General features: G+C 68.7%; 8 protein-coding genes. 3 read left to right on the top strand and 5 right to left on the bottom strand.

Annotated elements, in window-relative coordinates:
* Positions 1 to 9: 9 nt before the first annotated feature.
* Positions 10 to 3,789, bottom strand: a complete 3,780-nt coding sequence (locus TS85_RS11295; protein WP_052507859.1) for a PAS domain-containing protein — start codon at positions 3,787 to 3,789, stop codon at positions 10 to 12.
* A gap of 57 nt (positions 3,790 to 3,846) precedes the next feature.
* Here TS85_RS11295 and TS85_RS26105 point away from each other — a divergent pair, with 57 nt between their 5' ends.
* Positions 3,847 to 4,323: an ArsR/SmtB family transcription factor gene (locus tag TS85_RS26105; protein ID WP_227698764.1), complete on the top strand. Its 477-nt coding sequence runs from the start codon at positions 3,847 to 3,849 to the stop codon at positions 4,321 to 4,323.
* Here the strand turns inward: TS85_RS26105 and TS85_RS11285 are convergent.
* The 3 genes from TS85_RS11285 to TS85_RS11275 all read right to left on the bottom strand — a co-directional run bounded on the left by TS85_RS11285 (position 4,278) and on the right by TS85_RS11275 (position 7,516).
* Complete coding sequence (locus TS85_RS11285; RefSeq protein WP_044332235.1) at positions 4,278 to 5,231, bottom strand: 1-phosphofructokinase family hexose kinase; 954 nt, start codon at positions 5,229 to 5,231, stop codon at positions 4,278 to 4,280. The genes TS85_RS26105 and TS85_RS11285 overlap by 46 nt on opposite strands.
* A gap of 4 nt (positions 5,232 to 5,235) precedes the next feature.
* The gene (locus TS85_RS11280) at positions 5,236 to 6,255 is read right to left on the bottom strand and encodes an AAA family ATPase (RefSeq protein WP_044332233.1); all 1,020 of its coding nucleotides are present in this window, start codon (positions 6,253 to 6,255) and stop codon (positions 5,236 to 5,238) included.
* Positions 6,256 to 6,352: 97 nt separating this feature from the next.
* On the bottom strand, positions 6,353 to 7,516 hold the full coding sequence (locus TS85_RS11275) for an endo-1,4-beta-xylanase (protein ID WP_320407156.1): 1,164 nt from the start codon (positions 7,514 to 7,516) through the stop codon (positions 6,353 to 6,355).
* A gap of 140 nt (positions 7,517 to 7,656) precedes the next feature.
* Here TS85_RS11275 and TS85_RS11270 point away from each other — a divergent pair, with 140 nt between their 5' ends.
* A complete protein-coding gene (locus TS85_RS11270; RefSeq protein WP_155006378.1) occupies positions 7,657 to 9,807 on the top strand; it encodes an alpha-glucuronidase family glycosyl hydrolase in 2,151 nt (716 codons plus the stop codon).
* A 131-nt stretch (positions 9,808 to 9,938) separates the two neighbouring features.
* Positions 9,939 to 11,510 (top strand): glycoside hydrolase family 43 protein, encoded by a 1,572-nt coding sequence (locus tag TS85_RS11265; protein ID WP_407082124.1) that lies wholly within the window; start codon positions 9,939 to 9,941, stop codon positions 11,508 to 11,510.
* A gap of 43 nt (positions 11,511 to 11,553) precedes the next feature.
* Here TS85_RS11265 and TS85_RS11260 read toward each other — a convergent pair whose 3' ends face one another.
* Positions 11,554 to 13,986, bottom strand: coding sequence for a glycoside hydrolase family 3 N-terminal domain-containing protein (locus TS85_RS11260; protein WP_044332229.1), 2,433 nt, complete (start codon positions 13,984 to 13,986; stop codon positions 11,554 to 11,556).
* Positions 13,987 to 14,000 lie beyond the last annotated feature (14 nt).

Raw genomic sequence — 14,000 nt, 5'->3', positions numbered from 1 at the left:
CCCCTTTGCTCAGGCCAGGCGTGCGAGGGTGGCGGCCAGTTCGTCCTGGCGGAACGGTTTGGCGAGGCGGGGCAGGTCGGGCGATACCGCGTCGAGCTCGGCATAGCCCGACACGATCAAGATGTTGATCCCAGGCTGGTATTCGCGGGCGCGGCGCGCAAGGTCGGTGCCGTTCATGCCGGGCATCAGATGATCGGTGACAAGGAAATCGGCGGGCGCCTGTGCGAGATAGGCCAACGCCTCCTCCGCGCCATGCGCCTCGACGACGCGATACCCCAGATCGGCCAGCATCTCGCGCGTCGCGGCGCGGACGCGGTCCTCGTCATCGACCAGCAGCACGGTGCCGCGCGCGGTGCGGGCGGCTTCCACCCGGACCCGCCGCTGTGGCGCGGGGTCCGATTGCGCGATGGGGAGGACCAGCTTGACCGCGGTCCCGCGCCCGACCTTGCTCGACAACAGCATCGCGCCGCCCAGTTGCGATGCCAGCCCATGCACCATCGACAGCCCCAGCCCGGTGCCCTTGCCGACCCCCTTGGTCGAGAAGAACGGCTCGACGGCCCGCGCCAGCGTCGCTTCGTCCATGCCGTGCCCGGTATCGGCGACGCTGAGCCGGATATAGTCGCCGGACGCCAGCCCGCTGCGGTGCCCCGCGGGGATCGCGACGCGCGCTGCCGACAGCGTCAGTTGTCCGCCTTCGGGCATCGCGTCGCGCGCGTTCACGCTGAGGTTCAGGATCGCCATTTCGAGCTGGTTGGAATCGCCCAGTGCCGGCGGGAGATCGGGTGCGATGTCGGTGACGAGCCGGATGCGCGGTCCCGACGTGCTGGCGATCAGCCCCGTCATGCTGTCGATCAGCGCCCTCAGGTCCACCGACCGCAGCTGGAGCGGCTGGCGCCGCGCAAAGGCGAGCAGCCGCTGGACCAGCACCCGCGCGCGTTCGGCCGATTCGAGCGCCGCGCCGATCAGCCGCAGCTCGCGCTCCGCGGTGGCGCTGCGTTGCAACAGGTCGAGCCCGCCGAGGATCGGAGTCAGCAGGTTGTTGAAATCATGCGCGACGCCGCCCGTAAGCTGGCCCAGCGATTCCATCTTCTGCGCCTGGCGCAGCGCCTCCTGCGCCTGTTCGAGCTGCTCGCGGCGGGCGACCTCGTCGCTCACATCGCGCCCGATGACATAGGCCTCGCCCGCACCCGGCGCGGCGCTCCACGCGAAATGGCGCCAGCCGCCGTCGCGCGCGCGCACCCGCGCCGCGAGATCGCGCACCGGCCCGCTCGCCGCCGATCGGACCGCGCCGGCGAGCTTCGGGCGGTCGTCGGGGTGGAGGAAACGATCGAACCGGCGCCCGAGCACCTCGTCGGGCGGATAGCCGAGCAGCCCGAACGCGGCGGGATTGACCGCGCGGATGTCGAGCCGCTTTCCGACGACCAGGAAAAGGTCGCCGCTCAGCCGCCACATCCGGTCGCGCTCGGCGGTGCGTGCCGCGACCTGTTGCTCCAGCGTCTCGTTGAGGGCGTTCAGCGCTTCCTGCGCCTCCCGCCGGTCGGTCACGTCGCGGACGGTCCCCGTGATGCGGGCGGGCTCGCCGCTATCGTCGCACCGGACCACGCCGCGCGACGAAATCCAGCGGATCGCTCCGTCCGGGCGGAGGATGCGATATTCGGCCGAGAACGCCTCGCGCGTCGCGATCGAATGGGCCAAGGCCTCGCTCAGCCAGCCGCTATCGTCGGGGTGTACCAGGCGGGAGCCGTCCTCGGACGTGAGGGTATCGACATGCGCCACGCCCATTATCTCGGCGGTGCGGCGCGACCAGCTGCCCTGCAGGGTCTTCAGGTCCCAGTCCCAGGTCCCCATCCGCGCGCCGTCGATCGCGATCCGCAAGCGTTGCTCGCTCTCGCGCAGTGCGGCCTCCGCCCGGACGCGCTCGATATGCGCCCAGCTGCGCTCGGTCGCGTCGCGCAGCATCCCCAGTTCCTCCTCGGTCCAGACGCGCGGACGCACGTCGGTGACCGACATCAGTGCGGTGAGCCGCCCTTCCTTCAGATACGGGATGCACATCGTCGCGCGCACGCCCAGTTCGAGAAAGCGTCGCGCCTCCACCGCGCCAAGGTCTGCGGCGGTGTCACTGACGATTAACGGCGTGCCGGCGCGCAGCGTTGCGGCAGGGTGCGCCCCGAACTCGGCGAGGCTGTAGCGCCCGACCATGCTTTTCGCCCCCTCGGCATGCCAATCGCCGCGGATCGTGAAGACGTCCTCGCCGGGATCGACATCGGCATAGGCGCAATCGGCGGTGCCGAGATGCTCGCCGAGCATCCGCGTCGTGATCGCCATTACGGCGTCGGCGTCGCCCGCGCGGGCGGTCGCGGTGCCCAGCGCATCGAGGAAGCGCAGCCGCGCCGCATTGTCGCGCAGCGCGGCCTCCGCCTGGCGCCGGGCGACCGCCGCGCGCGTCCGCTCCGCGAAATCGCGGATCAGCTCGAGCTCCAGCGCGCTCCAGAAGCGCGGCTGGTCATGGTTGAGGAACAGCAGCGCGACGAAGCCGCCCTGTTCGGTCACCGGCATGTTGACGAAGGCGTGGGCGCTGATCGCTTTCAGGCTCGCGGCATTCGCTGCGGTGCGCGGATCGCGGTCGGCATCCTCGACCACGACCGTGCGGCCAGCCTTCAGATCGTCGATATAGCTGCCATAGTCGCGGAAATGGAGCACCCCCGCCAGGCTGCGGATGCCGGGCTGGTTGAAATCGCGGCGGATCGTGATCGTTTCCGCGGCGGTGTCGATCGTGCCATAGCCGGCGCGGCTGACGCCCAGCGCGCGTCCCAGCGTCTCGGCGGCCGCAAAGGCGATCTGCTCGGGGTCCTCGCTTTCGCGCAGCCGGTCGGCCAGTTCGGCGAGCGCGGCATGGCGCGTCTCGGCGTGGCGCTCCTCGGTAACGTCGAAGCCTTCGCAGAATATGCCCGTGACCCGGCCATGGTCGTCGCGCAGCGGCGCATACATCACCGTATAGCTGCGGGCGGCGTCGGGGGGCCCCGATGCCGGCATCGGATATGAGGGCGGTCCCGAGTGCTCGAACGGCGTGCCGGTCTCGTACACCTGGTCGAGCCGGTCGAACCAGCGGTCGCTGGTCGCCGCCGCAGCCGCATGGCGAATCGCCTTGCCGACCCAGTCGTCGCTGCCGAACATCGCACGGTGGGTATCGTTGACGAACTCGACGATATGGTCCGGCCCGCGAGTGATGATGATGAAGCCCGGCGCCTGTTCGAACAGCCGGCGCTGACGCTCCGCCTCGTCGCTGCGGCGTTGCTCGGCGAGCACTTGTGCCGTCGTCTCCGCGCACACCGCCAGCAGCCCGCCGATCCCGCCGGGCGCGTCCGGATCGTCGAGCAGGCTGTACGAATAGCTCCAATAGCTGCGTTCGCGCCGGCCGTCGCGAGTCAGCATCAGCGGCTGGTTTTCGTGCCACGCAGCGCCCTGACCGGCCATCGCCTGATCGGCATGCGTGCCGATCACGTCCCAGATTTCGTGCCAGACCTGCGCCGCCGCCGCGCCCAGCGCATTCGCGTGGCGCTCGCTGCCCAATATCGGGCGACAGGCGTCGTTGTAGAAGCAATAGCGCTGCTGCCCCCACCAGATCTGCATCGGGTGGCCTGCGTGGAGAATCATCCGCAGCGCGATCCGCAGGCCCTGCGGCCAGTCCTTGGGCTGCCCCAGCGGGTGTGCGGCCCAATCGAACGCGCGGATGCGATCCCCCATCTCGCCGCCACCGTTCAGGAATTCGATCGCGGATGCCGTGTTCATTTCGCCTCGAATCCATTCGGCGCGCACGCAAGGGCCGGTGGGGCAGGAGCGGGGGCGATGGCGTTCATTGGCGGCTTCAACGCAGGGCGGGGCCGGAGGTGCCACGCCGCGGGACGGGCCGAAACCTTCATATCCGTAGCGATAAAATCCGAAATTTCCGGTAATTTTCCGGATGATAGCAGTTGCAACGGGCGCCATCCCCGCATAGCGGTGCGCCCCGTGAAAGAAGAAATGATTGCCGCCGTCGATCGCGCGACGCTGTTCCTGAAAGCTTTATCGGGTCGCAGCAGGTTACTTTTGCTGTGCCATCTGTTGGATGGTGAAAAGTCCGTGGGCGAGCTCGCGCGGCTTGCGGGTGCGCGCGATACGGCGGTCTCGCAGCAGCTCGCATTGCTTCGCCGCGAGAACATGGTCACCGCGCGGCGATCGGGCCAGATGATCTTTTATTCGCTCGCCAGCCCCGAGGCACGCCATATGCTGGAGGCGCTTCACGCGTTGTTCGGCGCCGACGCGACGCCCGACGCGGCGGCGTAGAGCCGCTCGACATCGTCGCGCCGGACGAGTTCGGTCCCCGGCGTGAGCAACGCAGCAGCCCCTGCCGCGACTCCGAAGAGCAATGCCTCGTCCAGGCACTTCCCCCGAGCCAGCGCCAGCACCAGCGCCGCGGTCATCGAATCGCCGGCGCCCACCGCGCTGCCGACCGGAACCTCGATCGCGGCGAGGCGCAGCACGCGGTCGGCGGAGACCAGCACCGCGCCGCGTTCGGCCAGCGAGACCACCACGATCTCCGCAAAGCCGCGCGCCAGCAGGTCGCGCGCGGCGGCCTCCTCCTCGGACTCGGTCGCCAGCGTGCGCCCGGCGAGGTCCTCCAGTTCGCGCAGGCTGGGCTTGATGAGATAGGCGTGCGCGCCCTCGCACGCCGCCAGCGCCGCTCCCGAGGTGTCGATCACCAGCCGCGCACCCGTCTCGCGACCCAGCGCGGCGAGTTCGTGGAACACCGCGCCGTCGACGCCGGGCGGCAGGCTGCCGCTGGCGACCAGATAGGCCGGGGGTGCGGGCAGGGTGCGGAGCGCGGCAAGCACCGCCGCGCGCTCGGTGGGGTCGAGCGGGGGCCCGGGAAGCACGAAGCGATATTGCTGCCCGGTCGCCGCTTCGTCGACGGTGAAGCTCTCCCGCGTCGCGCCGGCGATGGGGACGGGGGCAATCGGCACGCCGGCATCGCGCAACAGCGCCTCCAGCGTCGCGCCTGCCGGGCCACCCGACGGAAACACCGCCGTCGCGTCGGCGCCGAGGGCGTGGAGCACCCGCGCGACGTTGATCCCGCCGCCGCCGGGCTCCATCCGCGGCGCGGCGCAGCGCAGCTTGTGCGTCGGGCGGACGTGATCGGTGCCGGTGCTGATGTCGAGCGCAGGGTTGAGCGTGAGCGTCGCGATCGCGTTCACCGGATCAGCGCGCCCGCTCGAGCACGCCGCGCGCCGCGACCACGATCGTGTCGAGCGGGCGGTTGACGCGCATCCGGTGCCAATGGACTTCGCCGACGCTGCGCCGCGATTGCTCGCGCACCACCTCTTCGGTCGCGTCGGAGGCGTCGCCGGTGCGCGCGACGACGCGGGCCAGGCGATCCCGCTCGGGCGCCTCGAGCCAGAAGCCGCTGAACGGCACCCGTGCGCGTTCCGCCAGCGCCTCCGCAACATCGCGCTCGCTGCGGTTCATGAACACGGCGTCGAGGATCACGCTGCTCCCGCAGGCGAGATGATCGTCGGCGGATTCGAACATCGCCTCGAACGTCTCCTGGTCGCTCCGCCGCGTATAGTGGCGCGGGGGAAGGCGGGTTTCGGGGGGGAGCCCCGCCAGCCGCTTGCGGAACACGTCGGATCGCAGCACCCGCGCGCCCGGCATCCGCCCCAGCCGGCACCCGAGCAGCCGCGCCAGCGTCGACTTGCCCGTGCCGGAAAGCCCGCCGATCGCCACCAGCCGCGGCGATGCGGCGGCGAGCAGCGTGTCGAGGCGCGGGGCGGCGGGATCCTGGGCGTCCTGCTCGCGCAGGCGCAGCGCGACGAACAGCGGCAGCAGCGCCCATCCGGTCGCCCCCTGTGGGCGCGCGTCGAGATAGCGGTTGGCGAGGCTGTTGGCGTCGGCGGCATGGCCCGCGCCCAGCAGCGCGGCAACCGTGCCGGCAAGGTCGAACAGCACGTCCTGGCTGCCCATGCCGGGCAGGTCGCGGACGCGGCGATTGGCGGCGCGGCGGATCATATGCGGCATCTGGCGGGCAAGCTCGGCCTGTAGCGCGGCGTTGGTCGCGAGTGCCTCGATCCGCATGCGGAAGGCGGCGAAATCGCCCGGAGGCGCCGCGGCGTGGCGCGCGGCGATGCGCTCGGCCGCACCGTGCAGCGCGGACGTGTCGAGCCCGCCCTGCGCCAGCAATGGCTGCATCGGTTCGATCCCTGTCGCGGCATCCGCCGCCATCGCCAGCTCCTTTCGGGTTGCGCTTAGTCGTGCTTTCCGGCGCTAGCACCGCTTTTCTGAACGCAGCCCTTCAACCGTTTCGCAGGCGTGGCATTTTTCACACGGTTCGCCGATCCGCGCCCCGGAAGCACGCCGCAATCGCCGCGTGGAGCGGCTTGGCGCGGAACTGTGCGTCATAGGGCGCGCACCGCTGGTGCGTGCCGTCGGCGCGCGGGGTGAAACCGTTCAGCCAGCTATATTTGTCGCACATTCCCCATACCAGCACGTCACGCAGCTTCGGATAGCCGAACATCAGCTCCAGATAGGCACGGGCATAGTCGGCCACCCGCGCGTCGCGGATCGCGGTGTCGGTCGGCAGCGCCTGGTCGTTGACGTCCATCTCGGTGATGACGAGCGCATAGCCCATCGCCGTGACAGCATCGAGAAATTCGCGCCACGGGCCGGTCTGCTGCGCGACGACCTGCGCGACCGTGCCTTCGTTCTTGATGCCGATATGCGACTGGACCCCGAGCGCGTCGACGGGCACGCCGCGTTTGCGCAGCCCTTCGAGCAGCCGGAGCACGCCCGCGCGATGCGCTTCATTCTCGGGCTCCCAGCTCATATAGTCGTTATAGACGAGCTGCGCGCGCGGCGCGGCGGCGCGGGCGGTGTGGAACGCCAGGTCGATCAGCGGCGCCGTGCCGCCGATCGCGCGCGACAGCGAGGAGTCGCGCAGCGCGCCGGTCTTTTCGTCGACCGCCTCGTTGACCACGTCGAAACTGACGATGCTGTCTCCGAAACGCCGGCACAGCGTCTCGATATGGCCGGTCAGCACCGCCTCGGCCCGCGCCCTGGGCTGGGCGCCGAAATCATAGTCGTTGAGCCATTTGGGATAATATTGGGGCTTCTGCCACAGCAGCGTGTGGCCGCGCATCGCCATGCCCTTGGCCTTGGCATAGGCCAGCATCGCGTCGAAGCGGCTGGTGTCGAAATGCTCGGCATCGGGGCGCAGTGCCTGCCATTTGAATTCGTTCTCGGGGACGAGGATGCCGCAATCGGCCTCGAGCAGCGCGGCATAGTCCGGGTTGGCGAACGAGCCGCGGTCGGCCCCCGGCGGAGCCCAGGCCGTGCAGGAGCCGAAGCGCATCCCCTTTGCCCTGGCGAGCGCGTCGAGCGAGGGGGCAGGGGCGGCGAGGCTGCCGCCGCCTCCGAGCGTCAGCGCAGCGCCGGCCGCGCCTGCCGCCAGCATCTGGCGCCGTGTGAAATCGTGCATCGTCGACATCCTCTCGCTCCTGAAATCGCCTGCACCTTGCAAGTGCATGACGCAGCGACGTTTTGTAACGCCACGTGGTAGCGCTACCATGGTCAAGCTGTTACAAGCTTGTCAACGGCGGCTTGGACCGCGTGCGGGAGCGGATGCAGATGTGGCGGACTTTACTGGCGATTTTGTCTGCATTTCTGTGTTTTGGCGCGCCGAATCAAGCATATGCCGAGGACGGCTATGACCTCTGGCTACGCTATGCGCCGCTCGATTCGGGCTATCGCGCGACCGTCGCGCCGCATGTTGCCCAGATCGTCGCGGCGACGGGCAATCCGCAGGTCGATGCCGCTGCGGACGAGCTTGCGCGCGGGCTGACTGGCATGGTCGGGCGCGCGCCGGCGCGAGCGACGACAGCTCCTGTGGAGGGCGCCGTGCTGCTCGCGACCGCGGGTTCGCCGCTGCTCGCCGGGGTGGCGCTGCCGTTCGAGCGGCTGGGCAAAGAGGGCTATGTGGTGCGCAGCGCGACGATCGCGGGCAAGCGCGTCACGATCGTTGCGGGCAATAGCGGGCAGGGGGTGCTGTACGGCGCGTTCCGGCTGCTCAAGCTGATCCAGACGCGCCAGCCGATCGCCGCGCTCGACATCGTCGATGCGCCGAAGCTCCAGGTCCGCGTCCTCAACCATTGGGACAATCTCAGCCGCAGTATCGAACGCGGCTATGCGGGGCTGTCACTGTGGGACTGGCAGAAGCTGCCGCACTATAAGGACCCCCGCTACACCGATTATGCGCGTGCCAACGCATCGATCGGGATCAACGCGACGGTGCTGAACAACGTCAACGCCAATGCCGACATCCTGACGCCGGAATATCTCCACAAGGTCGCGGCACTGGCCGAGGTGTTCCGCCCCTGGGGCATCCGCGTTTATCTAACGGCGCGCTTTTCGGCGCCGATCGAGATCGGGGGGCTCAAGACCGCCGATCCGCTCGATCCGGCGGTGGCGGCATGGTGGAAGGCCAAGGTCGACGAGATTTACGGCATCATCCCCGATTTCGGCGGCTTCGTGGTCAAGGCCAATTCGGAGGGGCAGCCGGGGCCGAACGACTATAACCGCAGCCATGCCGAGGGCGCCAACATGATGGCGGACGCGCTGGCCCCGCATGGCGGCGTGATGATGTGGCGCGCCTTTGTCTATGCGGCGGAGAATGCCGAGGACCGGCACAAACAGGCCTATACCGAATTCAAGCCGCTCGACGGCAAGTTCCGCGACAATGTGCTGGTCCAGGTCAAGAACGGCGCGATCGATTTCCAGCCGCGCGAGCCGTTCCATCCGCTGTTCGGGGCGATGCCGCGCACGCCGCTGATGATGGAGTTCCAGATCACCAAGGAGTATCTCGGTTTCGCGACGCACCTCGCCTATCTCGGCACGATGTGGGAGGAGGTGCTCCAGGCCGACACCTTCCGCCCGGCCAGGGGCAACACGGTCGCCAAGGTGATCGAGACGCCGGTCGATGCGGGTGCCGCCACCGGCATGGCGGGGGTCGCCAATATCGGCAACGACCGCAACTGGTCGGGGTCGCAGTTCGACCAGGCCAATTGGTACGCCTTCGGGCGCTTCGCCTGGGACCCGCAGGCGCGGGCGAAGGACATTGCGCAGGACTGGGCGGCGATGACCTGGGGGCCGGGGGCCGCCGCGCCGATCGTGGACATGATGATGGCGTCGCGCGAGGCGGTGGTCGACTATATGACCCCGCTGGGGCTGGGGCACCTGATGGCGACCGGGCATCATTATGGGCCGGGGCCCTGGGTGTCCGATCTCGCGCGGCCCGAATGGAACCCGGTCTATTATCACAAGGCCGACGCCGCCGGGATCGGCTTCGACCGCACCAGGACCGGCAGCGACGCGCTCGGCCAATATGCGCCGCAGCTTGTCGCGCGCTGGGGCAACCTCAAGACGGTGCCCGATAGCCTGTTGCTGTGGTTCCATCATGTGCCCTGGGACCATCGGATGGCGTCGGGTCGCAGCCTGTGGGACGAGCTGGTCACCCGCTATGACACGGGCGTCGGCGCGGTCACGGCGATGCAGGGGCAGTGGCAGGGCCTGCAGGGCAAGGTCGATCCGGTGCGCTGGGCCGAGGTTCGCGACTTCCTTTCGATCCAGCACGACGAGGCGCAATGGTGGCGCGATGCGTCGGTTGCCTATTTCCAGTCGATCGCGAAGCGCCCGCTCCCCGCGGGCCACGCGCCGCCCCCGCACGACCTCGACTGGTACAAGGCGATCAAGAATCCGCACGCCCCCGGCCAGGCCGAATAACCATGTCCACCAAGGAGAACAGGATGCGTCCCGCCGCACTCGCCACACTCGCGCTGCTCGCTGCGCCGCTTGCCGCCCAGGCGCAGCCGGTCGCCAGTTTCGACTGGTTCGACTATCGCGGATCGGACCCGATCGACGCGACGCTGCGGCCAAAGCCGGGCGAGTATCGCAACCCGATCCTCCAGGGCTTCTTCCCCGATCCCAGCGTCACGCGGGTGGGCGAGGATTATTACCTCGTCACGTCGACCTTCAGCTATTTCCCCGGCATCCCGGTGTTCCACAGCCGCGACCTGGTCAACTGGACCCAGATCGGCAATGCGATCGACCGCCCCGACCAGCTCGATTTCAAGAAGCTGGGCCTGTCGCGCGGGGTGTTCGCGCCAACGATCCAGGCAAAGGACGGGCTGTTCTATATCCTCAATACCTGCGTCGATTGCGGGGGCAATTTCACGATCACCGCGAAAAACCCCGCGGGGCCGTGGTCCGATCCGACCTGGCTGCCCGATCTGGACGGCGGGATCGATCCGTCGCTGTTCTTCGACGAGGACGGGCGGATCTGGATCCTCAACAACGGCCCGCCCGAGGGCACGCCGCAATATCAGGGCCACCGCGCGATCTGGATCCAGGAATTCGACCTGAAGACGCTGAAAAGCTTCGGGCCGCGCACGCTGCTCGTCAACGGCGGCGTGGATATCTCCAAGAAGCCGGTGTGGATCGAAGGGCCGCATATCTTCAAGAAGGACGGCTGGTATTATCTGAGCTGCGCCGAGGGCGGCACTGCCGAGGGGCATAGCCAGGTCCTCCTGCGCTCGCGCAGCGTCACCGGGCCGTTCGTGCCCAATCCGGCGAACCCCGTTCTCACCCAGCGCGGCCTGCCCGCCGATCGGGCCGACCCGATCACCTCGGCGGGGCACGCGCAGCTCGTCGAGACGCAGAAGGGCGACTGGTGGGCGACCTTCCTTGCGGTGCGGCCCTATGCGGGGGATTTCTACACGATCGGGCGCGAGACGTTCCTGCTGCCGGTGACGTGGAAGGACGGCTGGCCGCAGATCACGGCGCCGGGGCAGACCATCCCCTATCTCCACGCCCGCCCGGCGCTGCCCAAGGGGGCCAAGCCGGCGGTGCCGACCAACGGCGCCTTCACGGTGCGCGACGAGTTCGCCGGCGCCACGCTGCCGCCCTATTGGATGATGGCACGCAACCCGCGCAGCAACTGGTATGCGCTACAGGGCGGCGCGCTGCGGCTGACGGCGCGCGCCGAGGGGCTGGGCGACAATGCCAACCCCTCCTTCCTCGCGCGGCGCCAGCAGCATCGCAGCGCGACGGCGGAGACGCTGGTGCGGTTCACGCCCGAAAAGGATGGCGACCGCGCCGGGCTGTCGGTGTTCCAGAACGACGATTACTGGTTCTTCGTCGGGATCAAGCAGGTCGGCGGCAAGGCGCTGGTGACGCTCGACCAGCGCGAGGGGCCAAAGGCGCCCGCCGCCGGAAAGACGCTGGGCACCGCGCCGGTGGCGGCGGGGGTGCCGCTGCGGCTGCGGATCACGGTGCAGGATAATCGCTACAGCTTCGCCTATGCCGAGGCCAAGGCGGGGACCCCGCGCTGGCAGCCGCTGGGGAGTGTCCAGACCGACACGCTGACGACGCGCACCGCGGGCGGGTTCGTCGGATCGGTGTTCGGGGTGTTCGCGGGTCGCGACTGACGGTCCGGGGGGATGCGCCGGTCGGCGCATCCCCTGGCGCATGTCACCGGACGGTGAGCGTCGTGCTCTTGAGCGTCGCCGAGTTCGGCCCAGCCGAGATCGTGAAGGTGCCGGGCTCCACCACGCGCTTCATGTCGACATTGTAGAGCGACAGGTCGGCGGGCTTCAGCTCGAACGACACGGTACGCTTCTCGCCCGGCTGGAGCGTCACGCGCTGGAAGCGCTTCAGCTCGATCACCGGGCGCGTCACGCTGGCTTCGTCGTCGCGGACATAGAGCTGGACGACTTCGTCGCCCGCGCGCTTGCCGGTATTGGCGACGTCGACGCGCACCGTCACGCTGTCCGCAACGCCGACCGTCGGGGTGGCGAGCACCGGCGCCGACACGTCGAAGCTGGTATAGCTGAGCCCATAGCCGAACGGGTAGAGCGGAGTGGTGTCGCCGAACAGATAGCCGCGCCGTGCGCTCGGCTTCTTGTTGTAATAGATCGGCAATTGCCCGACGTTGCGCGCCACCGACACGGGCAGCTTCCCGCCCGGATTATAGCGCCCGAACACCACATCGGCGAGCGCGTTGCCGGTCTGCTCGCCGAGATACCAGCCCTCGATCAGCGCCGGTGCCTTTTCGGCGAGATAGTTGACGGCATAGGGTCGCCCGTTGAGCAGGATCACCACCACCGGCTTGCCCAGCGCGATGAGTTCCTTCGCGAGCTTGTCCTGCGGCCCGGGCAGGTCCAGCGTCTCGCTATCGCCCAGATGCTCGTCGGCCCATGCCTCGCGGCTCACGGCTTCGTTGCCGCCCAGCACGAGCACGACGACATCGGCCTTTTTCGCGGTCTCGATCGCCTCGGCGCGGAGCGGATCGTTGACCGAGTCCGGCACCATGCTGACATCGTCGCGCGACCAGGTGCGGTGATTGGTGATCCGCACGCCCTCGGCGAAATCGACCGCGAACTTGCCCTTGCCCTCGGTCTGCATGCCTTCGAGCACGCTGACGACATGGTTAGGGAGGTCCGAATAGCCGCCGATCGGCGTGTCCTTGGCGTGGGTGCCGATCACTGCCATCCGCTTGATTCCGCTGGCGTCGAGCGGGAGCAGGCCCTCGGCGTTCTTGAGCAGCACGATCGATTCGCGTGCGGCCTGACGCGCCAGCGCGATCGCCTCGGGGGTGTTGGTCTTCTTCGCCGCGGTCTTGACGTCGGCATAGGGGTTTTCGAACAACCCGCCGGCGAACTTCATGCGCAGCACGCGGCGCACGGCGTTGTCGATCTGGCCCTGGCTGACCTTGCCTTCCTTCACGAGCGCGATGAGGTGGTTGAAACCCTCGCCATCGGGGGTCTCGACATCGACGCCCGAATCGATCGCGCGCTCGGCGGCGCCCTTGATATCCTTGAACATGTGGTGGCGCGTCACGAGTTCGCGGACGGCGAAATAATCGCTGACCACTGCGCCCTGGAAACCCCATTCGCCGCGCAGAACGTCGTTGAGCAGCCAGTTGTTCGCATGGCTGGGGATTCCGTCGATCTCGTTATAGCTGGCCATCACCGACAGCACGGGCAATTCCTTCACCGCGCGTTCGAACGGCGGGAAGAAATCCTCGCGCAGCGTGCGCTCGCCCAGCGAGGCCGGGCCGACATTGGTGCCGTTCTCGGGCTGGCCATGGCCGGTCATGTGCTTGAGCGTGACGAACACCTTGTCGGGCGCGAGCGGGAGCGTCGTGCCCTGGAACCCGCGGATCGCAGCCAGGCCCATTTCGCCGACCAGATAGGGGTCCTCGCCATAGGTTTCCTCGATCCGGCCCCAGCGCGGATCGCGGGCGACGTCGACGACGGGGGCGAGCACCAGATTGGCGCCGCGCGCGCGCGCTTCCTTCGCCGCGACCGAGAAGACCTGTTCGATCAGCCCGGGGTTCCAGGTGCTGGCGAGCCCTATCGACTGCGGAAAGCTCGTCGCGCCGGGGGCGACCAGCCCGTGCAGCGCCTCTTCGTGCATCAGCATCGGGATGCCGAGCCGGGTGCGCTCGACTGCCCATTTCTGTGCGGCGTTGATGTAGCGGGCATTCTCCTCCGCGCTGCGGTTGACGTCGCCGGCATTGGCGCCCGCCGCGGTGGTGCCGGCGGCGGCCTTCACGCCCTTGCGATCCGACGGGCGCGAGATCATGCCGAGTCCGTTGGGGAAGGCGGCGCTGGCACGCGTGGGATCGAATTCGCCGGCCTCGGTCTGAATCTGTCCCTTGTTGAGCCACAAGGCGACGAGCTGCGAGACCTTTTCCTCCAGCGTCATCCGCGCGAGAAGGTCGTCGACGCGCGCTTCGACCGGCTGCGCTGCGTCCTTGTACAGCGGCTTGTCCGCGCGGGCGGTCTGCGCATGCGCGGCGGGCGCGAGGCTGGGCACCAGCGCAATCGCGGCGACCGCAGCCAATGCGGCGAATCGGCGCCGGCGAATGGGGCTGGCCCGAAGATTGTCGGACAAATGCATGAACCTCTCCTTGG

Source organism: Sphingomonas hengshuiensis, assembly GCF_000935025.1.
Lineage (GTDB): Bacteria > Pseudomonadota > Alphaproteobacteria > Sphingomonadales > Sphingomonadaceae > Sphingomonas > Sphingomonas hengshuiensis.
This window is presented reverse-complemented; position numbering and strand designations above follow the sequence as displayed.

Excerpts from the sequence above, each read along its gene's own strand:
- TS85_RS11295 (WP_052507859.1), bottom strand. The coding sequence starts at position 3,789 with ATGAACACGGCATCCGCGATCGAATTCCTGAACGGTGGCGGCGAGATG.
- TS85_RS26105 (WP_227698764.1), top strand. The coding sequence starts at position 3,847 with ATGGCGTTCATTGGCGGCTTCAACGCAGGGCGGGGCCGGAGGTGCCAC.
- TS85_RS11280 (WP_044332233.1), bottom strand. The coding sequence starts at position 6,255 with ATGGCGGCGGATGCCGCGACAGGGATCGAACCGATGCAGCCATTGCTG.
- TS85_RS11275 (WP_320407156.1), bottom strand. The coding sequence starts at position 7,516 with ATGTCGACGATGCACGATTTCACACGGCGCCAGATGCTGGCGGCAGGC.
- TS85_RS11270 (WP_155006378.1), top strand. The coding sequence starts at position 7,657 with ATGTGGCGGACTTTACTGGCGATTTTGTCTGCATTTCTGTGTTTTGGC.
- TS85_RS11260 (WP_044332229.1), bottom strand. The coding sequence starts at position 13,986 with ATGCATTTGTCCGACAATCTTCGGGCCAGCCCCATTCGCCGGCGCCGA.